This is a genomic window from Flavihumibacter stibioxidans, from assembly GCF_014332695.1.
GTDB classification, from domain to species: domain Bacteria; phylum Bacteroidota; class Bacteroidia; order Chitinophagales; family Chitinophagaceae; genus Flavihumibacter; species Flavihumibacter stibioxidans.
The window spans coordinates 49,205-71,819 of sequence record NZ_MBUA01000028.1 but is presented as its reverse complement, the minus strand read 5'-3'; the positions used below and the strand labels follow the sequence as shown (position 1 = coordinate 71,819).

At 48.3% G+C, this 22,615-nt stretch carries 23 protein-coding genes; 13 read left to right on the top strand and 10 right to left on the bottom strand.

Going from position 1 to position 22,615, the window contains the following annotated elements:
- Positions 1-30: 30 nt before the first annotated feature.
- Positions 31-1,131, bottom strand: a complete 1,101-nt coding sequence (locus BC349_RS15935; RefSeq protein ID WP_187257782.1) for a mandelate racemase/muconate lactonizing enzyme family protein — start codon at positions 1,129-1,131, stop codon at positions 31-33.
- 30 nt (positions 1,132-1,161) lie between these two features.
- Between BC349_RS15935 and BC349_RS15930 the strand changes: the two genes are divergently transcribed.
- From BC349_RS15930 to BC349_RS15920, 3 genes are all read left to right on the top strand, one after another.
- Positions 1,162-1,938, top strand: coding sequence for an SDR family oxidoreductase (locus BC349_RS15930; protein WP_187257781.1), 777 nt, complete (start codon positions 1,162-1,164; stop codon positions 1,936-1,938).
- A gap of 42 nt (positions 1,939-1,980) precedes the next feature.
- Positions 1,981-3,201 carry a proline dehydrogenase family protein gene (locus BC349_RS15925; RefSeq protein WP_187257780.1) on the top strand — a complete coding sequence of 407 codons (1,221 nt, stop codon included), beginning with the start codon at positions 1,981-1,983 and terminating at the stop codon, positions 3,199-3,201.
- A 138-nt stretch (positions 3,202-3,339) separates the two neighbouring features.
- Complete coding sequence (locus tag BC349_RS15920) at positions 3,340-3,888, top strand: hypothetical protein (RefSeq protein WP_187257779.1); 549 nt, start codon at positions 3,340-3,342, stop codon at positions 3,886-3,888.
- Positions 3,889-3,904: 16 nt separating this feature from the next.
- Here BC349_RS15920 and BC349_RS15915 read toward each other — a convergent pair whose 3' ends face one another.
- A complete protein-coding gene (locus BC349_RS15915; RefSeq protein WP_187257778.1) occupies positions 3,905-4,381 on the bottom strand; it encodes a GAF domain-containing protein in 477 nt (158 codons plus the stop codon).
- A gap of 150 nt (positions 4,382-4,531) precedes the next feature.
- On the opposite strand from BC349_RS15915, the gene BC349_RS15910 reads away from it, so the two are divergent.
- The 8 genes from BC349_RS15910 (at position 4,532) to BC349_RS15875 (ending at position 12,103) form a co-directional block, all read left to right on the top strand.
- Positions 4,532-5,326 (top strand): thymidylate synthase, encoded by a 795-nt coding sequence (locus BC349_RS15910; RefSeq protein WP_187257777.1) that lies wholly within the window; start codon positions 4,532-4,534, stop codon positions 5,324-5,326.
- Positions 5,327-5,359: 33 nt separating this feature from the next.
- Positions 5,360-5,857 carry a dihydrofolate reductase gene (locus BC349_RS15905; RefSeq protein WP_187257776.1) on the top strand — a complete coding sequence of 166 codons (498 nt, stop codon included), beginning with the start codon at positions 5,360-5,362 and terminating at the stop codon, positions 5,855-5,857.
- Positions 5,858-5,860: 3 nt separating this feature from the next.
- Complete coding sequence (locus BC349_RS15900) at positions 5,861-6,670, top strand: O-methyltransferase (RefSeq protein ID WP_187257775.1); 810 nt, start codon at positions 5,861-5,863, stop codon at positions 6,668-6,670.
- A 68-nt stretch (positions 6,671-6,738) separates the two neighbouring features.
- Positions 6,739-7,854, top strand: coding sequence for a Re/Si-specific NAD(P)(+) transhydrogenase subunit alpha (locus tag BC349_RS15895; protein ID WP_187257774.1), 1,116 nt, complete (start codon positions 6,739-6,741; stop codon positions 7,852-7,854).
- Positions 7,851-8,159 carry an NAD(P) transhydrogenase subunit alpha part 2 gene (locus BC349_RS15890; protein ID WP_187257773.1) on the top strand — a complete coding sequence of 103 codons (309 nt, stop codon included), beginning with the start codon at positions 7,851-7,853 and terminating at the stop codon, positions 8,157-8,159. The genes BC349_RS15895 and BC349_RS15890 overlap by 4 nt, the downstream gene beginning before the upstream one ends.
- 29 nt (positions 8,160-8,188) lie before the next feature.
- Positions 8,189-9,634 carry an NAD(P)(+) transhydrogenase (Re/Si-specific) subunit beta gene (locus tag BC349_RS15885; protein ID WP_187257772.1) on the top strand — a complete coding sequence of 482 codons (1,446 nt, stop codon included), beginning with the start codon at positions 8,189-8,191 and terminating at the stop codon, positions 9,632-9,634.
- Between the two features lie 31 nt (positions 9,635-9,665).
- Positions 9,666-11,033 carry a methyltransferase RsmF C-terminal domain-like protein gene (locus BC349_RS15880; protein ID WP_187257771.1) on the top strand — a complete coding sequence of 456 codons (1,368 nt, stop codon included), beginning with the start codon at positions 9,666-9,668 and terminating at the stop codon, positions 11,031-11,033.
- Positions 11,034-11,116: 83 nt separating this feature from the next.
- Entirely contained in the window at positions 11,117-12,103 is a 987-nt protein-coding gene (locus tag BC349_RS15875) for a LysM peptidoglycan-binding domain-containing protein (protein ID WP_187257770.1), read from the top strand.
- A gap of 78 nt (positions 12,104-12,181) precedes the next feature.
- On the opposite strand, the gene BC349_RS15870 is transcribed toward BC349_RS15875, so the two are convergent.
- Positions 12,182-12,979: a DUF4382 domain-containing protein gene (locus BC349_RS15870; protein WP_187257769.1), complete on the bottom strand. Its 798-nt coding sequence runs from the start codon at positions 12,977-12,979 to the stop codon at positions 12,182-12,184.
- 220 nt (positions 12,980-13,199) lie between these two features.
- Here BC349_RS15870 and BC349_RS15865 point away from each other — a divergent pair, with 220 nt between their 5' ends.
- Positions 13,200-14,540, top strand: a complete 1,341-nt coding sequence (locus BC349_RS15865) for an OmpA family protein (protein WP_187257768.1) — start codon at positions 13,200-13,202, stop codon at positions 14,538-14,540.
- 47 nt (positions 14,541-14,587) lie between these two features.
- Here BC349_RS15865 and BC349_RS15860 read toward each other — a convergent pair whose 3' ends face one another.
- A complete protein-coding gene (locus BC349_RS15860; RefSeq protein WP_187257767.1) occupies positions 14,588-15,844 on the bottom strand; it encodes an NRAMP family divalent metal transporter in 1,257 nt (418 codons plus the stop codon).
- An 88-nt stretch (positions 15,845-15,932) separates the two neighbouring features.
- Between BC349_RS15860 and BC349_RS15855 the strand changes: the two genes are divergently transcribed.
- Positions 15,933-17,765, top strand: coding sequence for a gamma-glutamyltransferase family protein (locus BC349_RS15855; protein WP_187257766.1), 1,833 nt, complete (start codon positions 15,933-15,935; stop codon positions 17,763-17,765).
- A 12-nt stretch (positions 17,766-17,777) separates the two neighbouring features.
- On the opposite strand, the gene BC349_RS15850 is transcribed toward BC349_RS15855, so the two are convergent.
- The 6 genes from BC349_RS15850 to BC349_RS15825 all read right to left on the bottom strand — a co-directional run bounded on the left by BC349_RS15850 (position 17,778) and on the right by BC349_RS15825 (position 22,612).
- On the bottom strand, positions 17,778-18,455 hold the full coding sequence (locus BC349_RS15850) for a response regulator transcription factor (protein WP_187257765.1): 678 nt from the start codon (positions 18,453-18,455) through the stop codon (positions 17,778-17,780).
- On the bottom strand, positions 18,445-19,260 hold the full coding sequence (locus tag BC349_RS15845; RefSeq protein ID WP_187257764.1) for a sensor histidine kinase: 816 nt from the start codon (positions 19,258-19,260) through the stop codon (positions 18,445-18,447). Before BC349_RS15845 ends, BC349_RS15850 begins: the two co-directional genes overlap by 11 nt.
- 9 nt (positions 19,261-19,269) lie before the next feature.
- Entirely contained in the window at positions 19,270-19,905 is a 636-nt protein-coding gene (locus BC349_RS15840) for a hypothetical protein (RefSeq protein ID WP_187257763.1), read from the bottom strand.
- 30 nt (positions 19,906-19,935) lie between these two features.
- Entirely contained in the window at positions 19,936-20,325 is a 390-nt protein-coding gene (locus BC349_RS15835) for a putative periplasmic lipoprotein (protein ID WP_187257762.1), read from the bottom strand.
- Positions 20,326-20,433: 108 nt separating this feature from the next.
- A complete protein-coding gene (locus BC349_RS15830; RefSeq protein WP_187257761.1) occupies positions 20,434-20,571 on the bottom strand; it encodes a hypothetical protein in 138 nt (45 codons plus the stop codon).
- A gap of 514 nt (positions 20,572-21,085) precedes the next feature.
- Positions 21,086-22,612 carry a flotillin family protein gene (locus BC349_RS15825; protein WP_187257760.1) on the bottom strand — a complete coding sequence of 509 codons (1,527 nt, stop codon included), beginning with the start codon at positions 22,610-22,612 and terminating at the stop codon, positions 21,086-21,088.
- Positions 22,613-22,615 lie beyond the last annotated feature (3 nt).

Here is a 22,615-nt window from a genome sequence, read left to right as displayed (position 1 = left end):
TGCTGCAAGCTACGCCAGTTCGGGAAATTTTCAGATAGAGATTTTTTCTAATCCCGCCAGGAAGTGCTCCTGAACGTCGGCACCAATGCCATTGCCCTCCGGGAGTTCCACCATGAATCCATTGTAGGTAGCGCCACCTGTAACCGGATCCAGTTTGTGCCCTACCAGGCAGGTGTCCATATCATAAAACTTCACATTGTCGAAGGCTGTAGCGAAATGAGCGGCGGCAGTGAGGGCCAGCCTGCTTTCCAGCATACCACCGATCATGCAGGCGATGCCATTGGATTCGCATACCTTATTGATGAGGATGGCTTCCCGGAGGCCCCCGCTTTTGGCCAGTTTGATGTTTACATAACTGCAGGCCTCCGTACGGATCGCCCTTTCTGCATCATAGTGATCGTAAACGGATTCATCGGCCATAATGGGTATCGGTGAAATTTTCTTTAGTGCCGGAACTAAGTGGTCATTATAGGTTCTCATTGGCTGTTCACAAAACTGGACATTGAATGCACCCATGGCGATCAGTGCTTTTTCTGCTCCTGCAGGATTCCAGCCCTGGTTGGCATCAATTCTCAGTATGATATCCGGCCCAACTGCTTCCCGAATTCCTTTTACCCTCAGGATATCTTCATCCGGATCCTTACCCAGTTTTATCTTAATCATCCTTACTCCGCGCTTTACGAAATCAACTGCCTGCTCCGCCATATGCGCCGCATTACTGATGCCCATTGTCAGGTCGGTTTCCAATTCTTTCTTTGAGCTGCCACCCAGGAAACGGTATAATGGCAGTCCGGCATTTCGGGAAGCAATATCATAAAGTGCCATGTCAAAAGCACTTTTGATGGTACTGTTGCCTGCAGTGAAAAGATGCAGTTCATTCATGCGGCCTTCGATATCGAGCGGATCTTTTCCTTTCCAGAGCCGGGCAAAATCCTGTGCCATCGCAAAGCAGGTGGATTGCGTTTCGCCAACAATCATGGGAAAGGCTGAACATTCTCCCACTCCGTATAGACCTTCATTGGTGTGTATTCGGATAAAAGTATTCTGCGCGAAATCCATGGTGCCAGTGGCAATGGTGAAAGGGTGCATGGGTATGCTGAAGCGATAGATGTCGGTGTGTGTGATAATCATGGCCGGAAAATAAGAACGAAAATAGGCCAATTGGCAGGATTTTATCCTCAACAAAAACGCCCCTTCCTTGTTGATGTACGAAAAGAAATTATGGAAACCATCAGGGGGAAATATGTGCTGGTAACGGGAGCTACCGGAGGCATTGGTCAGCAGGTGGCAAAATTGCTGGCAGGGGCGGGCGCGCATTTGTTCATTACAGGCCGTAATGCAGCAAAACTGGAGGCACTGGGCACTGCATGTAATTTGCCTGCATCAAACAGGTTTGCGGCAGATATTACTGATGCAACGGAGGTAACGGCCTTGCATGGTCGATTTTTTGAGGTGTTCCCGCAGATTGATATTCTGATAAATGCAGCAGGAATTGGTATCATAAAACCCATGGACCAGTTGGAGGAAAAGGACTTTATCCATACCTTAAACCTTAACCTGGTGGCTCCTTTTTTGCTGTTGAAAAATTTTCTTCCTGATTTCAAGGCCAGGAAATCCGGTTTAATTATAAATATTCCGGGGGTATTGGGCAAAGTACCCATGGCCGGTGCTGCTGCATACAGCGCTTCCAAATATGGACTGGTAGGAATGATCCAGAGTGTGCGGGAAGAAATCAAGAGAACGGATATCCGTTTCACCAATCTTTTTCTGGGTGGGGTGGATACACCATTCTGGGATACCATTGACCTGCGGGTGCAGCGTGATAAAATGGTGCAGGCAGAGGAAGCTGCAAAAGCCATCTGGTTTCTTTGCCAGCAACCCCTGAGCGGAGTGGTCAGCGAAATGGTGCTGCAACCGTTTAATCACCAGGCTATCTAAACAGCTTATTCTCCTTATTTTTGCGGCCACAACTTGCTATATATGGATCCAAAACCCGCTATTTCCTTCGATAATACGGAAAACGCTTTTGCTTACAAAACAGATAAGCAACTTAAAAAAGCCCATTTCCTTTTTACCAGTATGGGTTTTCAGTCACTGGTAAAACTGGGCACCAGCATCACTCCCTGGGCCATCAAATCCGGCCTGCCAATCAAGGGATTGATCCGGAATACCATATTTGATCAGTTTGTAGGCGGTGAAACCCTGGAGGAAACAGCCGGTGTGGCCAAAACACTGGGCAATTTCCATGTGCAGGTTATCCTGGATTATGGGGTGGAAGGCGGGGATTATGGTGAAGATGTACTTGACCAAACCCGTGACCAGTTTATAAAGGTTATCAACTATGCCGCCACCCAGCCTAATATTCCTTTTATGAGTATTAAGGTAACAGGTATGTCCAGGTCAGGTTTGCTGGAAAAACTGGATAAGGCAGCAACCTCGCGCAGTGGTTTTGAAGGCAGGGTACATACCGAGGTGCTCAGTGCTTCCGAATTGCAGGAGTGGAACAAGATCGTTGAGCGGATGGACCAGATCTGCAGCATCGCGGCTGAAAAAAAAGTGGGGGTGCTGATTGATGCGGAAGAAAGCTGGATACAGGATCCGGTGGATGCCCTGGTAACACAGATGATGGAGAAATACAACAAGGAATCGGTTGTTGTGTATAATACCATGCAACTGTACCGCCACGACAGGTTACAGTTCCTGAAAGACAGTTATTATTATGCCGAAAAGCAGGGTTTTGTGTTAGGGGCCAAACTGGTCAGGGGCGCGTATATGGAAAAAGAACGCAAACGCGCTGCAGACATGAATTACCCTTCGCCCATTCAACCAAACAAAGAGGCAACAGACCGCGATTATGATCTTGCCATTGAGTTTTGCATTGATCATATTGAAAGGATTGCCACCATTGTGGCCTCCCACAATGAAAACAGCAACATGCTGGCTACCCGGTTGATGGATAAAAAAGGACTGGGTCACGATCATGATCACCTGCATTTTTCACAACTATATGGCATGAGTGATAACATCACATTCAACCTGGCAAAAGCAGGTTTTCCGGTCAGCAAATACCTGCCCTTCGGTCCGATAGAGGATGTTATCCCTTACCTCATGCGGAGGGCCCAGGAAAACAGTTCGGTTGCCGGCCAGACAGGCAGGGAGCTCGGTTTGATCAAAAAAGAACTGAAGCGCAGGGCCGTATAGAGTTATCCACTTTTTTATTGTTTGGTACCATTCTTGTCGCATGTTTCATACAGCAATAGCTGTATTGTTTGCCTGTGCACAGGCCCCATCACTCCAATTTGACCTGTATGAATTGAATGCTACTTTAAACGGCTTTCTATGTTTCATTTATTGCTGGTAACCACCTACGAGGTAGGGAAGTATGTGCAGGTTGTGGCCATTATCAGTCTGCCTGTCATTATTATTACCCTTTTGCTGATTGTATGGTTGCACTACCGGAAGAAAAAGCAGCCGGACCCGACGGAGCTGCTGCTAAGTGAAGCTTATTCCAATCAATTAAAAAAACAGGCTATGGAAAACGAATTCAAACAAACGGAAACGGATGTACGCTACCTGCAGGACATGTTGCAGGAAAAACAAATGCAGATTGAGTTCCTGCAAAACCAGCTTGGGCAGCGGATTCGCAATTACCACGAGGTGGAGGCCAGGGAATCTGAGATCCTTACGCAATTGAATAATGCAGGTAAACAGGCTGATGAGCTGCGGGCGCAATTGTCTGCCAGGGAGGAAGTCGTTCGGGTACTGGAAGAGAAATTACACCGCCAGTTTTCAGTATTGTCTGCCATACACCAGCAAATGTCTGAGGGATTGGAACAGTTGGACCAATCTTCCCGGGCCCTCCATCCTTTAACAGCGGTGGGTGCCTGACATTAGTTTTCAAAGCTCATTTTTCACTGATCAGGGCAACGATTTGTTCGAGGTATTTCCGGTCAGTTTCATCAAACTGGTTAAGTTCGTCGCTGTCCACATCCAGCACGCCGGTGACCTCGCCGTTATGGAACAGGGGCACCACTATTTCTGATTTGGAAAGGCTGCTGCAGGCGATATGTCCCGGGAATTTTTCCACATCAGGAACAATGAGGGTGCTGGCCTGCTGCCAGCTGCTGCCGCATACCCCGCGTCCTTTCCGGATGCGGGTGCAGGCTACCGGACCCTGGAAGGGCCCAAGCACGAGTTCATCATTTTTGACCAGGTAAAACCCTACCCAGAACCAGCCAAACTGTTCTTTCAATGCGGCTGCTATATTGGCCAGGTTAGCCACCAGGTCGGTTTCGCCTTCCAGCAGGCCTTTTATCTGTGGGATGAGGGATTGGTATTGTTCTTCCCGGGTGCCGAGGGTGATGTGTAAGTCTTCTGCCATGAGGCAAAGTTAGGGAGAACCAAGGAGCGAAGAGGGAAGGACTGAGGCGAGTGCAGGAGGTTTCCACAAATTAGTAACAGTTTGGGCGGGTGCCGGGCCGGCGTGGGATATAACCGGAAATGGCATGGGTGGTTTGCTTAACTTGCGGGCATGCAACAGTATCATCAATTATTGCAACATATTCTCGATACCGGCACCGAAAAATCAGATCGTACCGGCACCGGCACCATCAGTTGTTTTGGCTACCAGATGCGGTTTAACCTGCAGGATGGCTTCCCACTTGTAACGACCAAGAAAGTGCACCTGAAGAGCATCATCCATGAATTGCTCTGGTTCCTGAGAGGGGAAACCAATACCGCCTACCTGAAGGAAAATGGTGTGAGCATCTGGGATGAATGGGCAGATGAAAATGGTGAGCTTGGGCCTGTTTATGGTAAACAATGGCGCAGCTGGGAAGGCAAGGATGGCAAGGTGATCGACCAGATATCGGATGTCATCGGCCAGTTGAAAAACAATCCCGACAGCCGGCGGATGATCGTGAGTGCCTGGAATGTTGCCGATCTTCCGCAGATGGCGCTGATGCCCTGCCACACCCTGTTCCAGTTTTATGTGGCGGATGGCAAACTCAGTTGCCAGTTGTACCAGCGTTCCGCGGATGTTTTCCTGGGGGTGCCGTTTAATATAGCATCATACGCGCTACTGACCATGATGATGGCACAGGTTTGCGGATTGGAGGCAGGTGATTTTGTGCATACATTCGGCGATGTACACATTTACAGCAACCACCTTGAGCAGGTGAAGCTGCAATTGTCGCGCAGCCCCTATCCATTACCGTTAATGAAGATCAACCCGGAGGTGAAGGACATTTTCGGGTTCCGTTTTGAGGACTTCGAATTGCAGCAATACCAGTGTCATCCTGCCATCAAGGCGCCTGTTGCAGTATAGGGATTTAAGTATTGACTTTTTAATATTTGACTTTTGAATATCAATATAGTTGTTGCCGTCAGTGAAAACCAGGTGATCGGAAAAGATAACCAGTTGTTGTGGCACCTTCCCAATGACATGAAGTTTTTCAAGAACACCACCTGGGGGATGCCGGTCATTATGGGGCGGAAAACCTACGAGAGTCTGGGTAAGCCACTGACAGGCCGAACCAATATTGTGGTGACCACCAATACAGAATGGTCTGCTCCCGGAACCATTTCGGTGAACAGCCTGGAAGCTGCGCTGACTGCGGCTGCAGATACAGATGCCAGGGAGGTTTATGTGATTGGGGGTGGGGAAATATACCGTCATGCATTACCCGTTACCCACCGGGTTTACCTGACCAGGGTACACACCCAGATAGAAGGGGATACCTTTTTTCCCGAACTGCCGGCTGCTGAATGGTCCCTGCACTCACGGCTCGATTTTCCCATGGATGAGAAACATGCATTTGCCTACAGTTTTGAAGTGTGGGACAGGATCGCCAAATAGAATATGGAACATCGACCTTTCAGTGTGATAACACTTGCGCTGCGTTACCTTGCTTATTATGTTCGGGCAGGTAACGGGAAAGGCCATGGTATCCATTCGCCCTTTGTATATTCTTTCATTCGCGAGGTGCTGAATGACAGGGGTCATTACTACGCGTATGACCAGGTTGAAAGATTGCGGAAGGCATTGTTGAAAGACAACAGTTTGTTGCCGGTCACTGATCTCGGGGCCGGCTCCGGGAAGGACAGTGGAAGCAACAGAACCGTGTCATCCATAGTTCGTCATGCGGCCAAGCCGGCCAAACTGGCGAAGCTGTTGTTCAGGGTTGTCAATTATTTTCAACCGGCTTCCATTATTGAACTGGGTACATCCCTGGGCATTACAGCGGCTTATATGGCTGCCGCCAATGCAAAGGCAACAGTATATACTATTGAGGGATCTCCTGCCATCGCGGAAAAAGCAGCCATCAACCTGCAATCCCTGCAGCTAAAAAATACGGAAGTGCTGAATGGCAGCTTTGATGAAATCCTCCCTGGTTTGCTGGCAAAGCTGGGAAAGGTTGACATGGCTTATATTGATGGCAACCACCGCTACGAATCCACCCTTCGTTATTTCAATGAACTGCTGCCGTTTGTACGGGATTATTCCGTCCTGGTTTTTGATGATATCCATTGGAGTGAAGAAATGGAAGCAGCCTGGAAAACCATCAGGGAGCACCCTTCAGTGAGCTGTTCGATCGATATTTTTTTTCTGGGATTTATTTTTTTCCGGCCGGAAATCAAGGTGCCACAGCATTTCGAGATCAGGTTCTGAGAATTCCTTCACTCACGTTTTCTACTATCCGTAATAACGCTTAAATTGTACGACATCAAACGTACTGTATGACCATTGGCGTTTTGAAAGAACCTTCTTTTGAGTCCAGGGTATCATTGCTGCCCGAAGCCGTAACCTCACTAGTAAAAAAAGGCCATGAATTGTTGGTAGAGAGCGGTGCCGGCCTCCGGGCCTTTGCCAGTGATGAACACTACCGGCAGGCAGGTGCAAGGATCGTGTCAAGGACTGAGATCATGACTGCCGCCATTGTGCTGGGAATTCATCCTGCCGAAGATATAACATCGGGACTTCCATCGGGCACCGTTCTGGTGGGCGTTTACCAGCCTCTGTACCAGTTTTTGCGGATGAAGCAGTGGGCAGAAGCGGGACTAACCTGTTTCAGCCTGGATATGCTGCCCCGTACTACCAGGGCACAGAGCATGGATGTGCTCAGTTCACAAGCCAATATTGCCGGATATAAATCTGTATTGCTGGCAGCGTTTACCTATTCCCGTTATTTCCCCATGTTCATGACGGCGGCCGGTAGTATTGCACCTGCCAGGCTGCTTATTCTTGGTGCCGGTGTGGCGGGCCTGCAGGCCGTTGCAACAGCCCGCAGGCTGGGGGCGGTGGTGGAAGTATTTGATACCCGTCCGGCAGTGAAAGAGGAGGTGATGAGTCTCGGGGCAAAATTTGTGGAGGTGGAAGGTGCTGCTGATGCCAGCAAAGCCGGAGGGTATGCCGTGGAGCAATCGGAGGATTTCAAAAAGCGGCAGGAGCAGAAAATTGCAGAAAGCATTGCGAAGGCTGATATCGTGATCACCACAGCCCAGATACCCGGCAAGCCCGCCCCCCAACTGGTCAGCAGCGGAATGATAAGTTCTATGCGTATGGGTTCCGTAATTATAGACCTGGCTGCGGCAACTGGTGGAAATACCGAACTGACAAGAAATAATGAAACGGTGGTAACTGAAGGTGTGACCATCATAGGGAATTCCAATCTTGCGGCCGACATGCCTTCTGATGCCAGTAAGTTGTATGGTAAGAATATAGTCAACTTTTTACAGCTGATCACCAATAAGGAATCGGCTTTACACCTTAACTGGGAGGATGACCTGGTTAAGGGCTCCTGTATCTGTCACGGAAACGAATTGGTAAATGAAAGGATAAAAGCTTTGTTATGACAACCATCATTGAAAAAATTGCACTCTACCAGGATTATATCTACATAGTAATCCTGATGGTTTTTCTGGGGATAGAAGTAATTGGCCGGGTGCCCAGTGTGTTGCATACTCCCCTGATGAGTGGGGCCAATGCCATCCATGGCGTGGTGATCATTGGCGCCATCATTGTTATGGGAAAGGCAGAAGCAGATAATTACCTGGCCCTTGCCCTGGGCTTTCTGGCAGTGATCCTGGGAACCATCAATGTAGTTGGTGGTTTCGTGGTAACAGACCGTATGCTTGAAATGTTCCGGCATAAAAAATAATCCATTCACCATTCACCATTTCCCCTTCCATGTTTCTTTCAATCATATACATCATAGCATCCATCACATTTATCCTGGGGTTGAAAATGTTGTCAAACCCGGCAACAGCCAGGAATGGAAACCTGATTGCAGCAGCGGGAATGACCATCGCCATTGCCGGCACCATTTTCCTGTTCCGTGATGACCATGGGCAGGCTTTACACAATTACGGCTGGATCTTCGGCGGCCTGGTCATAGGGGCTGTGGTGGGAACCCTGGCGGCGAAAAAAGTGAAAATGACGGCCATGCCCGAAATGGTGAGCCTTTTCAACGGAATGGGCGGCGCATGTGCTGCACTGATTTCCATCATTGAATTCAATCACCTCGCAGCGGGTATACATGCCAGTAAGGGCATCAGCCTGGGAGATATTTTCCCTTCCAGCAGCGATTACAGCGCATGGACCGGTGAAATGCTCATTATTATAGCAGGGCTGGTAATTGGAGCTGTATCCTTTGCAGGTAGCATCATCGCATGGGGAAAGCTGAATGGTAAAATCCACGACTTTGCATTTAAAGGGCAACATATCATCAATATGTTATTGTTGCTGGTCATTGTGTTACTGGCCTCCTGGCTGATCAGCGTGTACCATAATGCCAATATGCTGGTATTTTATGTTATCCTGTTGCTGTCTTTATTGTATGGGGTGTTTTTTGTGCTGCCAATTGGTGGTGCAGATATGCCGGTAGTGATTTCCCTGCTCAATTCCTTTACCGGTGTGGCAGCGGCCTGCGGTGGTTTCCTGTATAACAACAAGGCAATGCTTACCGGAGGTATCCTGGTAGGTGCTGCCGGTACATTGCTTACCATCCTGATGTGCAGGGCCATGAACCGTTCATTGAAAAATGTATTGATCGGATCTTTCGGCGGTTCAGCCCATCATACTGCCGGGATAAAAGCCCAGGGCAGCTTCAAAGAGGTTACACTTTCGGATGCCGCCGTGGTACTGACTTATGCCCACAAGGTAATGATCGTTCCGGGATATGGTCTTGCCGTGGCCCAGGCCCAGCATGCCTGCCATGAACTGGAGAAACTACTCACCTCTAAAGGCGTGGAAGTGAAATATGCCATTCACCCTGTGGCTGGACGGATGCCCGGCCACATGAATGTGTTACTGGCAGAAGCAGATGTAGACTATGGACAGCTGCTGGAAATGGAACAGGCCAATGAGGAGTTTTCTACCACCGACGTGGTACTGGTATTGGGCGCCAATGATGTGGTAAATCCGGCTGCCAAAAATGATCCCGACTCACCTATTTATGGGATGCCCATACTGGAGGTGGAACTGGCCAAAACCTGTATCGTCAACAAGCGCAGTATGAAACCTGGATATGCGGGAATTGAAAACGACCTTTTCTTCCGCCCCAAAACATCCATGTTGTTCGGTGATGCCAAGAAAGTCCTGCAGGATCTTGCCGGTGAAATTAAGAATCTATGATTCGTTAATTTAGCGGTATCAAATTCTGATTTTGTCCTTACCTCCAAATATTCTCCGGGCATTCAGCAATGCTCCCGGCTTTGACGAAGAAGCTTTTTGCAGGGTTCATGATACCGGCGAACAGGTTTCATCAGTCAGGATCAATCCCGCTAAATTCTCTGATCCGGCTGCTTTGTCCTTTGAACTGGACAGGCGGATACCCTGGACCGCGTATGGTTACTATCTTGCCTCGCGTCCATTATATACTTTTGAGCCCTTGCTGCATGCCGGTGCTTTCTACGTGCAGGAAGCCAGCAGCATGTTCCTGGAACAGGCATTACAGCAGACTGCTGATCTTTCCAGGCCCTTGCGCGTGCTGGATCTTTCTGCTGCTCCCGGGGGGAAATCAACACATATTCAATCACTCCTTCATCCGGAAAGCATCCTGGTTTCAAATGAAGTGATTAAATCACGGGCAGCTATACTCGAAGAAAACATGATCAAGTGGGGCGGATCAAATGTGGTGGTTACGAATAATGATCCCCGTGATTTTTCCGGTTTGCAGGGATATTTTGATGTTATTGTGGTAGATGCACCCTGCAGCGGAAGTGGCATGTTTCGCAGGGATCCTGATTCGGTTGCAGGGTGGAGCCATGATCTGGTGGCACTATGCAGCCAGCGGCAACAGCGCATCCTGGCTGATATCTGGCCTGCGCTCAAAGAAGATGGTGTGCTGATTTATTCGACCTGCTCCTATTCCGTGGAAGAAGACGAGGAACTTGCTGACTGGGTATTGGAAACATTCGAAGTTTCATCCCTGCCATTGCTGACCGATAGCAACTGGAATATCGTTCAGTCTTTCAGTGAAAAACACCAGGCTGCAGGATACAGGTTTTATCCTGACAAGCTGATGGGCGAGGGGTTTTACCTCACAGCGTTCAAAAAAAAATCAGCAGGTTCCGGGCCACCCAGAAAAGGAGGCCGTGGTAAATGGGAACAGGTTTCCCGGCAGGTCAGGGATGGATTAAAACACTGGATGAAAGAGACAGATTTCTCGCTGATAAGCCTGCATGAAAACATCCTGGCGCTTCCTCCACTGATGGCAGAAGAACTGGCTCTGTTGCAGTCACTTTATATCCGCAACGCGGGCGTAACCATCGGGAAATGGGCGGGTAAGGACCTTGTTCCAGACCATGCTTTTGCGCTCAGCCAGTTAACGGCGACGGGTATCCCCGTATTGCAACTGGAAAGGGCCGAAGCCCTGAACTACCTGCGTAAGGAAGAAATTAAAACAGGCACAGGGCAAATGGGCTGGCATATGGTGCAATATATGGGACATACACTAGGTTGGATCAAGGTATTGCAGAACCGTTCCAACAATTATTACCCCAAAGAATGGCGGATATTGAAGCAGGTCTGAAAAGGGAATTCCGGTTAACGGCAATTTGGCTTCAATTTTGCCGATAATCCCGCATATTTGCAAGGTGTAAAATTCATTTCCTTATGCTACAAAAGCCGTTTCTGTGGATACTCGCAATCGTTTTTTCAACTCCCCTGTTTGCTCAGCCAAACCTTCAGGTCCAGGGGAAAACTCCCGATTTATACCTGTTGCATAAGGTGCAGCCGAAAGAAACCTGGTACAGCCTGGGCCGTCTTTATAATATCAGTCCCAGGGAAATTGCTCCTTTCAATAATACTGATATGGGTAAAGGCCTGGCGATCGGTCAGTCGGTTAAAGTGCCACTGGCTGCAGGCAATTTTTCACAGGACAAAAGAAAGGGGGCAGATGAAGTGCTGGTGCCGGTTTATTACACGGTGAAAGAAGGTGAGTGGATGTTCCGGGTAAGTACCAATCACAATAAGGTACCCATCGAAAACCTGGAAGCATGGAATAATATAAATCGGAATCAGGTGAAGCCGGGACTAAACCTGGTAGTTGGTTACCTAAAGGTAAAAAAGGATTTATCCGCCCTGGCATCCGCGAATCCGGGAGATGTGGCCGTTGTGTCTGTTGAGCCGGCTGTTTCTCCCAGGGCACCCGTGCCGGCTCCAAAGGAAGAGAAACCCATTACCACACCGGTTTCCTCTGAAAAACAACCCACGAACAAGCCTGAGCCTGCACCTGTATTTAAAAAAGAAGAGCTGCCTGTAACGGAGAATAAAACGCCATCTTCCCCAATTGATTTCAGGGGTGGTTATTTCAAATCCTTTTACCAGGCAGGGGGCAGATCCGCCAGCGGTGTTGCCAATATTTTCCGCAGTACCAGTGGCTGGAAAGATGGGAAATATTATGCCCTGATGGATAATGTACCTGTAGGAACCATTGTAATGGTCACCAATCCGGTCACTAACAAATACGTATATGCGAAAGTACTGGGCAATCTTTCTGATATAAAGGAAAATGCCGGACTGGTCATACGTGTCAGCAATGCGGCCGCTGCAGAATTAGGCAGTGGGGAGGGCAGGTTTAATGCCCAGGTGAAGTATTGATCATCGGTATTACGCTTATAAAAAGAGATGGGGTCCTGCGGTGGCAGGACCCCATCTCTTTTTATAAGCGTTCTGAAATTATTTGTGTTGGAGGAAAACGGTGTCTACAGTAGTGATTTTTCCCAGTTCAACAGACACATTTTTTGTAGCCGTCTGAAAACTGTCATGTGCCGGATAATAATGGAATTCGTAATTGCCCGCAGGAATATCGCGGAACTGGTAATTGCCATTATTGGTTGCGGTAGAAGATATGGTATCAGGCCCTTTGATGGCATAAATGGTTGACATAACCGAATCGGGTGCAACGAATCCTTTCGCTATTCCGCCTGAGGGCACAAAGGATAAAACCCTGATGACCGGTTTCAGGATGTATTTGCCGCTGTTTCCGGCTTCTACCACTGATTTTGCGGCATCGAAATCAAGTACGAGACGGTACAGGACACCGCCTGTAAGGTCGTTGTGGATCTGAACTTTCAGGCCGGATTGCTGTGCACTTGGAGTAGTCAGCATTTCTTTCTGCCCGTCGTGGGTTATGATATAGTTGTCCTCTCCCAGGATCAGCCTTAGCTGGCTGAGCCTGCCGGCTGGGATGGTGGCATCAGCCAGCAGTGTGTCGCGGCCATCTGTAAGCGACAGCAGGTTATAAACGCCCGGATGAACCCCGGTGAGTGGAGTCCAGCTCGTACTGTCCCCGATATTTACCTGTATTTCTTTAATATCAACCCAAACTTCTTTGATGTTTGAATTAGGAGCATCCGTCAGCCGGATTTCCAGTTTCGCCTGTTCGGGAGAGGCATCGTTGTTTTCATTGCAGGCCGTCATAAAAATCAGGGAAGCGAACCCTGCGGCCAAAACCAGGAATTGTTTTGTTTTCATAAGTGAAATTTTAAAGACTATAACCATGTGGTGTACCAAAACTGTTCCAGACCCGAAAAATGTGAATAAGTTCTCGTACAGTCCCTGCCGTTAGTAAACCGGATATTTTGCTGGAAACAAGGTTTTTGCCCGGTGAATGAGGTTATCTTGTATTTTTGCGTGATAACCAGATAGTTAGTAATTTTAACGGACTGTTAAACATTCACACAAAATCCCTTATATGAGAAAAATTCTTTTTGCAACTGCTCTCGCAGCAACCATTTCTGGTGCAGTCAGCGCGCAGGAAGGTGAAAACGATTATTTTATTGGTGCCAAAGCCGGCCTGAATATTTCAACCTTCAAGCTGGATGGTGCAGTTCCTGCAGGCCATAAATCTGAATTCAAGTTTCAGCCTGTGGCAGGATTTTTTATGAATATGCCTTTGTCAAAAAAGTTCTCTGTTCAGCCCGAGTTGCTCTACTCCATAATGGGAAGCAATGTAAAAAATTCGGGCAGTGATCTGAAACAGAGACTGGATTACCTTTCTATTCCGCTTTTGTTCAAGTATAAAGTAAGTAACCAGTTCAACCTGTTACTTGGTCCCCAGGCAGATCTGCTGGTGAGGGCCCGCCAGGAAGTTAATTCCAGGACCACCAACAATGTGCAGAATCTCCGGAGAGATGATTATGCGGCAACAGCGGGTTTTGAATGGTGGCCAGCCGGAAGGCTGGTGGTGGGTGCCCGTTATATCCATGGACTGACCAATGTAAGGCGGTATGATGATTATGAATGGTTCAACAGGGGCGTTCAGGCAACAGCCGGTTTGCGTTTGAGTAAAAAGGCAGCACCTGTTGTTATTGCACCTCCGCCTCCGCCACCTCCTGCTGATACGGATAATGACGGTATTAATGATAACGAGGATAAGTGTCCGACCGTTGCCGGACTTGCCAAGTACAATGGTTGCCCGGTTCCTGATACCGACAAGGATGGTATTAATGATGAGCAGGATAAATGCCCATCTGTTCCGGGGATTGCAAAATACAATGGTTGTCCTATTCCGGATACAGATAAGGATGGCGTGAATGATGAAGAAGATAAGTGTAAGGATGTGGCAGGTCTGGCACGTTACCAGGGTTGCCCGATTCCTGACCGCGATAACGATGGTGTAAATGATGAGGAAGACCGTTGCCCGGACCTTAGCGGACCTGCTGATAACGGTGGTTGTCCTAAACTGGAAGCTTCCAAATTCAATGCCAGTGCGGTTCAGTTTGTAACCGGCAGTTCCACACTCACTGCTGCCGCGAAAAAAGAACTTGATAAAGCAGCACGCATCCTGAATGAGCAGTATCCGCAACTGAAAGTTGAAATTGCCGGCCACACTGACAATACCGGAAAAGCCGATAAAAACCAACTGCTCAGTGAAAAGCGCGCTGCTGCAGTAAAGACCTACCTGGTTAAAAAAGGTGTGGGTGATGATCGTCTTACCACTGTGGGACTTGGCCAGGACCAGCCGGTTGCTGACAATGCCACTGTGGCCGGACGTGCTAAAAACCGTCGGGTTGAATTCAAGGTTAGCCAGTAATCATTCGTAGAAATAATGGGAGCCGGTCTGCATCAGACCGGCTTTTTTTATAATAATTGGTATAACAACAGTATCGAAGTGCTGGTCATAATTAACAGTGTGATAATGCCAAGTATATTGGTCAGGCGTTTATTGGTATATCGCCCCATTATGACGGGGTTGTTACAGATATGAAGGATAAGACCAATCAGCAGGGGTGCTATCAATCCGTACAAAATGGCGGTGTATAACAATGCCTGTATGGGGCTGATGTCAAGGAATTGGATCAGCAGCCCCATTACAAGTGCGATGCCCATTGTTATATAAAACCCCCTGGCTTCGGAAAATTTTTTGTTGAGGCCTTCCTGCCAGTCAAAGGTTTCCGCCATGATATAGCTGAGTGAGCCTGCAAGAACTGGAATAGCCAGCAGACCGGTTCCGATAATGCCGGCGGCAAACAGCACATATGCGCTATCCCCGGCCAATGGCTTCAATGCCATGGCGGCTTCTTCCACCGTATCGATCTGGTGTATGCCTGCCCGGTACAAAACATTTCCTGCTGCCAGTATAATGAAATAGAATACAATATTGGTGAAAAGCATACCGCCCTTAACATCTGTTTCCATGGCAGAGATGATTCTTTTGTCTACCACTACATGCCGCTCTGTGATCTCCTCCACTTCCATGGAGGTCTGCCAGAAAAAAAGATAGGGCGAGATGGTAGTGCCAAGGATACCGACCAGCGCCATGAGATAATCAGTGCTGGTGTGGAAGCCTGGTATAAGAGTGTTTTTAATGGCGGATACCCAATCTGTTTTAGTAATCATCGGAATCATCAGGTAGGCGAACAGGCTGATGCAGAGCCATTTCAGCACAGTGGAAATCTTCCGGTAATTCCATACAATGGTGGCATAGAGCAGGGCCATGGTGAATATGATGGACCAGGTCCAGCCGGGAACTGCCGGAACCAAAAGATTTGAAACGGCCCCCATGGCGGCAATGTCGGCGCCTATGTTGAGTATGATGGAAGGAAAGCTGACCAGCAGTACGAGGTAGAGCACAGGCCTGGGATAATTTCGTTTAATGATTCCCGTTAACCCCTGTTTTGTAACCAGGCCAATCCTGGCGCACATCTCCTGGACGACCACCATCAATGGGTAGGTGACTATTGCAGTCCAGAGTAACCCTGTTCCGAATTTTGCCCCTGCCTGCGTGTAAGTGGCAATGCCCGAGGGGTCATCATCGCTGGCCCCGGTAATCAGTCCGGGCCCCATTGATTTCCTGAACCTTTTTAATCTGGTTTTGAAACTGGGTCGTCTTTTCATGCCCATGTAAATTAGCGTAAAGAATTCAGGAGAAATATCCTTTTGATTGATGCCATGCTCCTTAACTTTAAGTAGAAAATTTCCCCAGATGAAAAAAGCCCTGTTATTATTGATGTTGGTGCCAATGGCTTTACTGGCACAGCCAACCCAGAAGCCGGTTTTGCATGGCAAAAACTGGATGGCCATAACCGGTAAACCACTGGCTGCAACCGCAGGATCAGCCATTTTCCAGCAGGGCGGTAATGCCGTTGATGCAGCTTGTGCCATGCTGGCGGCCACCTGCACCATGTGGGATGTGCTCAGCTGGGGGGGCGAAACACAGGCTTTGATATATCATCCCGGCCTTAAAAAAGTTATAGGAATCAACGCCCTGGGTGTTGCGCCAACCGGTGCGGATGCGGAATTTTTCAGGAAAAAAGGAATGGCATTCCCACCGCAATATGGCCCGCTCGCAGCTGTTACCCCGGGAACACCCGGCGGACTTTGCACCATGCTGGCGGAATATGGAACAATGAGCCTGGCACAGGTATTAAAGCCGGCCATGGAACTGGCAGCAGGTTATCCGATAGAAGCCCAGACAGCCAACAGCATTGAGCGCGAGAAAAAGCGCATCAGGGAGTGGCCCTATTCTGCTAAAGTATTCCTGACCCATCCTGGTGCGGAACGCGAAGCGCCTGAAGCGGGTGAGATTTTCCGGCAGGAAGACCTGCTGGCAACCCTGCAGAAAATGGTGGCTGCCGAGCAGGCTGCGCTCAAAAAGGGAAAGACCCGGAAGGAAGCCATTTATGCAGCGAATGACAGGTTTTACAGGGGTGATATTGCTGCCGAATTTGCCAGGGGCAGCCAGGAGCAGGGCGGATTGATCACTACCCAGGACCTGGCCAACTGGAAGGTGATCATTGAAGAACCCATGAAAGTGAATTATAAGGGAATAGATGTATATAAATTGTCTCAGTGGACCCAGGGACCAATGTTGCTCCAGGCATTGAATATCCTGGAACCGTTTGACCTGAAGGGAATGGGGTACAATTCTTCCAAATACATTCATACCGTTTACCAGGCCATGAATATGGCTTTTGCTGATCGCGATTTTTATTATGGCGATCCTTATTTCCCGCCGGCTGAGCCAATGCAGGGGTTGCTGTCAAAGGAATATGCCCGTCAGCGCGCAGCTGCCATGAACAAGGATAGGAATGATCCGGCAGTTGCTCCCGGTGATCCCTATGCGATAGAAGGCAAGACCAATCCCTTTTCTGAATACCTGCAGAAATGGGGGGCAAAAGCGAAAGGAGAGGTGGCTGCCATAGACCAGTCCTATCTTGACCAGGTCTGGCTGGGAACTACTTCGGTGGAAGCTGCTGATAAAGACGGCTGGGTGGTTTCCATAACTCCCAGCGGTGGCTGGGTGCCATCCTGCATCGCAGGCCGCACGGGGGTTGGCATGAGCCAGCGGATGCAAAGTTTTGTGTGTGATCCCGCGCTGAATCCCTTTAATGTTGTAGAACCCGGCAAGCGCCCAAGGGTAACTTTAACTCCCACAATGGCATTAAAGGATGGCCGGCCATTCCTTTCTTTTGCGGTACAGGGCGGCGATACGCAGGACCAGAACCTCCTGCAGTTTTTCCTGAATATGGTGGAGTTCGGTATGAATGTCCAGGAGGCTGCCGAAGCCCCCAATTTCAATACCTACCAGTTTTGGTTGTCCCTGGGAGGAGATGACCGTAAGCCGAAGCCAGGCCAGATATTATTGCATGAATCAACGCCTTCATGGATCAGGAAGGAACTGATAGGGAAAGGCTACCAATTGCGGTTTGAACCCCGCACTTCCGGGCCAATCAATGCGATCTGGTTCGACTGGAAACACAACAGTTTCTGGGGCGGTTCCAGTAATTATGGCGAAGATTATGGTATCGGATGGTAAATTTTAAGCAGTTTACCTGGTCTTGTCTGCGTTTACCCAACCTATACGGATGGCAAACAATACAAGTCCCACCCGGCTTTTTACCTGTAGTTTTTCGAATAGTGCTTCCCGGTAGCCATCAATGGTCCGTTCGCTGAGCTTCATAGTGGTGGCGATTTCCTTGTAGGTCATTTCCGATGCGGCATATTTGACAAACTCCATTTCGCGATCTGTCAGCTTGATGAGTTTTTCGGGATCTTTTTCTTCCTTGTGGATGGTGTGAATGAGTTTGCCGGTAACGAAATCAGAATAATAGAATCCCCTTTCAATGATTTCAAGCATTGCTTTTTGCAGTTCTGCCTGCGTGCAATCTTTCAGCAGGTAACCCCTGCAGCCTGATCGGATCATCTGTATGACAGAGGTCTCGTCGTCATTCATACTGAGTGCCAGCAGTTTGATCGTAGGGTAGGCGACCGACAATTCACGCGCGGTGATCACTCCGTTCATGACAGGCATATTGATGTCCAGGATGGCAATATCCGGTGGTATGGAGAGGGCTTCAAGCTTGCTCAACAATGTCTGGCCGTTGTTGGCAAGAACGGTTACTTCAAATCCCGGGATATCATTGATAAGATGTGATAATGATTCTGCAATAAGCCGGTGGTCATCTGCGATGGCAACTGTATATTTCTTTTGCTGTTTATTCGGCATGTTGGACTGGTTTGGGAAGTGTGATCATTACATTTGTGCCTTCACCCTGCACACTGGTAATCTGCAGGTCAGCGCCTACAAGTGCTGCTCTCTTCTGCAGGTTTCGCAGGCCGGAGCCGGCATCGGCAATATTACGACTTACTGTTTCCTTCTGGTCAAATCCTTTGCCATTATCATTGATCCGGAGCAGGAATAAATCCGGGGTATATCTCATGGAAATGTGAATCTCGGATGCTGCAGCATGTTTAAGGATATTGTTCAGGATTTCCTGGACCATTCGGAATATGACAATTTCTTTTTTGGGGTCTATGGTAAAATCTTCTCCTTCCGTATGAAACCGGCAATTGATCATGGCGCTTTGTTCAATACGCTGTAATTCAAAGCGGATCGATTCCCGAAGCCCGTAGCTGGTCAGCATGTCGGAATTCAGCCCCTTGGAAAGCATCCTGATATAACGGATAACATCACCGAGCAGCGCATTGGTATCGCCAATTCGTTTTAACTGGGGTTGACCATCCATTTCTTTTTCAAGAATATTCAGGTTGATTCTTGCCACGCTCAGAAGTTGTCCCATATTATCGTGTATCTCCTGGCTGACATCGCGCAGGGTCTGGTCGCGACTTTCGATCTGGGTTGTCAGCACTTCCTTTTCATAGGACTCTTTTAATTGTTCCTGCTCGTGTTGTTGCCTGAGCCTTCGCTTCTGGGCAGATATGATAAAGTACACCACAAACCCACTCAGTGCCAGCATAATGATGACCGCTGCAGAAAGAGTTAATATAATCTCGAACTTGGTGGGGTTCATGACAACAGCTTATGATTCGGGATGCCGTTTCTGAAGCAGTAAGTTAACAACAAATGAGGCATAAAAGATCCATTCACTGATGATCAGGAAGGAGATGACAGCTTTTTGTCCGTCGATTTCCAGGAAATTATGGATACCCAGGGTTAAAAAGGAAATGATTGAGTGGATGAGTATCCCCATGGCAATCCAGAAAGAATAATAGTAAAGGGTCTGGTGCCAGTTGTACCTGTCAAAAAGCATGGCGATATAAAACAATACCTGCAGGATTTGCAGCAGACAGGTCAGGCTGATGATAACGGTGTTCAGGTTATCGTCCGGTGGCTGGAAATATCTGCCGTTCAGGTAGGCTGCTATCCAGATCACGGGGATGGATAAGCGGAAGATTTTTTTCAGCTTGCCGAGTTCCATTGTCAGGGCATAGGTGAGGAGGCCATAATACAAGGGCCTGAACACATGGTAAAAGGGGAAATTGTTCCCGAAATAACGCGCCATCAGCCATTCAAGGATTTCACCTCCACCAGCCACTACAAGGAACAGCCAGAAAGTCCGGTTTGCTTCGCTTAATTTTGATTCACGTATATAGCCGACCGTTATACCTGCCGCAACTAAACTTAATTTGATGATGGTGGTTGTAAAGAAATCCATGAATTTTTGAAGCTTTAAGCCGTACTGTTACTATTTTCCGCAGTTGGTGGGGCAGGGGTAATAAACCATATAGATTTCCTCTGTTGCAACAGCTTCCTGGGTGCCGGTGATACTCCTGGCGCCATATACAATAAATACAGGGCTGTTGAAATTCGGATGTTTTCCAAAATAGACGGCGATTGCTTCCAGTTGCCGTCCACTTCGGATACTGTCGATCACACTGACCGGAATCATCATGCCCTTTCTGAAATTTCCTTTATAGGATGGTTTGTCTTCATAGTTTTTTCGGTAGGTGTCTGCTTCGGCAGCAGTGATTTTTACGGCTTCGAATTTTTCGTCAGCCGTTATAGCAAGCGGTTTGTTGGAGGAACAGGCGGCAAAAAAAAATACCATCGTTAATACTGACAGCAACTGTTTCATGGATGATGTTTTTAGGAGTTTAAAGATATGTGAAATGCTTAATGAAAACTCCGGGGTTTGTATGGTACGCCCCCCGGAGTATTAGAAGTAAGCACAAGAGAAAAGCGGTTATTGCTTTCTGTTTGCTTTCTGGTGCTGCTGTTTCTTCTGGTATAGCACAACTATCATGGTGAACAGTGTCAGACCTGCCATGAACAGCATCAGCCAGGGCAGCGTTTCTACAGAAAGCTTAAGCAAGTTTTTCATTATGTCCTATTGTGATATTATTATGTAGGCCGGTAAGGCTGTGGCGTCTGAGACAACCACAACCATGACCGACCGAACCTGATTTCAAAGTAAAAGTAGGATGGGCGGCTTGATCAGGTAAGGGGAGTTTCCTCCATTGTGAGGGGGAAAAACACCCTTTGGTGGCGGGTCATGCAAAAAACAGCCTGCTTAAAGGCAGGCTGTTGTAGACTAGTTTAAGGTGCAGTGCTCTCAGTGCTCACAATGCTCACAGTGATCAACAGAAATATTGGTAAGGCAATCGTTAAGAACGGATAAGGCAATGGTTTAATAGTAATTGATGGACTTGCATCCCTAGGGCGTAAAACTATCTTATCCGTTTCAATGTGCGGAAGGGTGTTAACACCATTCCGAGGGGGTGTTTTTCCCGGTGGCTGCATTCCACCCGTCGGGTGCCACCCGTCGGGTGAACACTGTTCATCCGACGAACCCTGTTCACCCGACGGGTGAACGGTGTTCGTCGGGCAGACAGAGTTTATTTATTGTCAATGTTTGCCGGGGAGGTTTCCTCGCCTTTCAGGTAGGTGGGCAGGTTGAGCCCCGCCATATTGAAGAGGTCATTTAATGGGGGAACGGTTTTCATCATGCCGCTCACGAAATTTGCGGTTGACGTGTTTGCTCCATCACCTGCTGCTGAATCCCAAACGGTGATCTTGTCAATCTTAATATTTTTGACAGCTTCCACCTGGGTTTTAACCAACTCGGGGAGTTTTTCCAACAGCAATAACTGGAAGGCTTTTGTAGGATCACCACCTGCGGCCTGAACAACTTTTTCATAACCCTCAGCCTGTTTGGTCAGGATCTCCAGCAAACCCTTTGCTTCTGCTTCCATTTTGGCGAAAATGGCATCTGCTTCACCCTTTGCATTTTCACGGATGGTTTCAGCCTCAGCCTGTGCTTCAATGATGGCCCTTTGTTTGGCGATCTCAGCAGGTACTACGATATTGGCTATCTGTGTGGAGCGTTCCCTTTCAGAACGGGCCAGTTCAGCTCTCTGTTCTGCCTGGTAGGCTTCCTCCATTGCTTTTGCCTGTTGTACTTTTTCTGCGGTAACGGCCAGCCTCAGGGCTTCCGCTTCTTTTTCGCGCCTCGCTGCTTCCGAGTTGGCAATGGCAATCCTGGCTTCGTTTTCACCCCTTACAGCGATGGCATTTGCCTCCGCGGTCTTAACCCTTGTATCGCGTTCTGCTTCTGCCTTGCCGATTGATTCATCCTTGGCCGCACTTGCAATACTCACTTCCCTGTCTTTCTGGGTGATAGCGATCTGCACATCCCTTTCGCGCTGGGTTTCAGCGATCATGGTGTCGCGTTGTTTCTGTGTATTGGCTATTTCGACATCTTTTTCGCGATCTGCAACAGCCTTTCCGGTTTCACCGATTTTTTCCTGGGCTGCTACTGAAATCTTCGCCTCATTAATGGCTTTCGCTGCGGCTTCCTTCCCAAGGGCTTCGATATAACCGGATTCGTCCTTGATATCCGTGACATTTACGTTGATCAGTTTGAGGCCGATCTTCTTGAGTTCAGTGTCAACGTTTTTGGAAATGTTATCGAGAAATTTATCGCGGTCGGAGTTGATTTCTTCAATGGTCATGGTGGCAATTACCAGTCGCAGTTGTCCGAATAATATATCCTTCGATAATTCCTGTATTTGTTCGGGTGCCAGTCCCAGCAAACGTTCAGCAGCATTGTTCATGCTGTCTGTTTCTGTGGAAATGGCAATGGTAAACCGGCAGGGCACATCTACCCGGATGTTTTGCCGGCTCAATGCATTGGTGAGATTGGCCTCAATGGATATGGGCTTCAGGTCGAGGTAGGCGTAATCCTGAATGACAGGCCAGATAAACGCGCCTCCTCCGTGGATACATTTGGCCGAACTGCCTCCTGTGCGACCGTAAATAACCAGGATCTTATCTGAAGGGCAACGTTTGTAACGTGATAACAGCGCAGTAATGGTAATAAAACCTACCACCACCGCGATGGCGATGAGAATGATTGGTGACATATA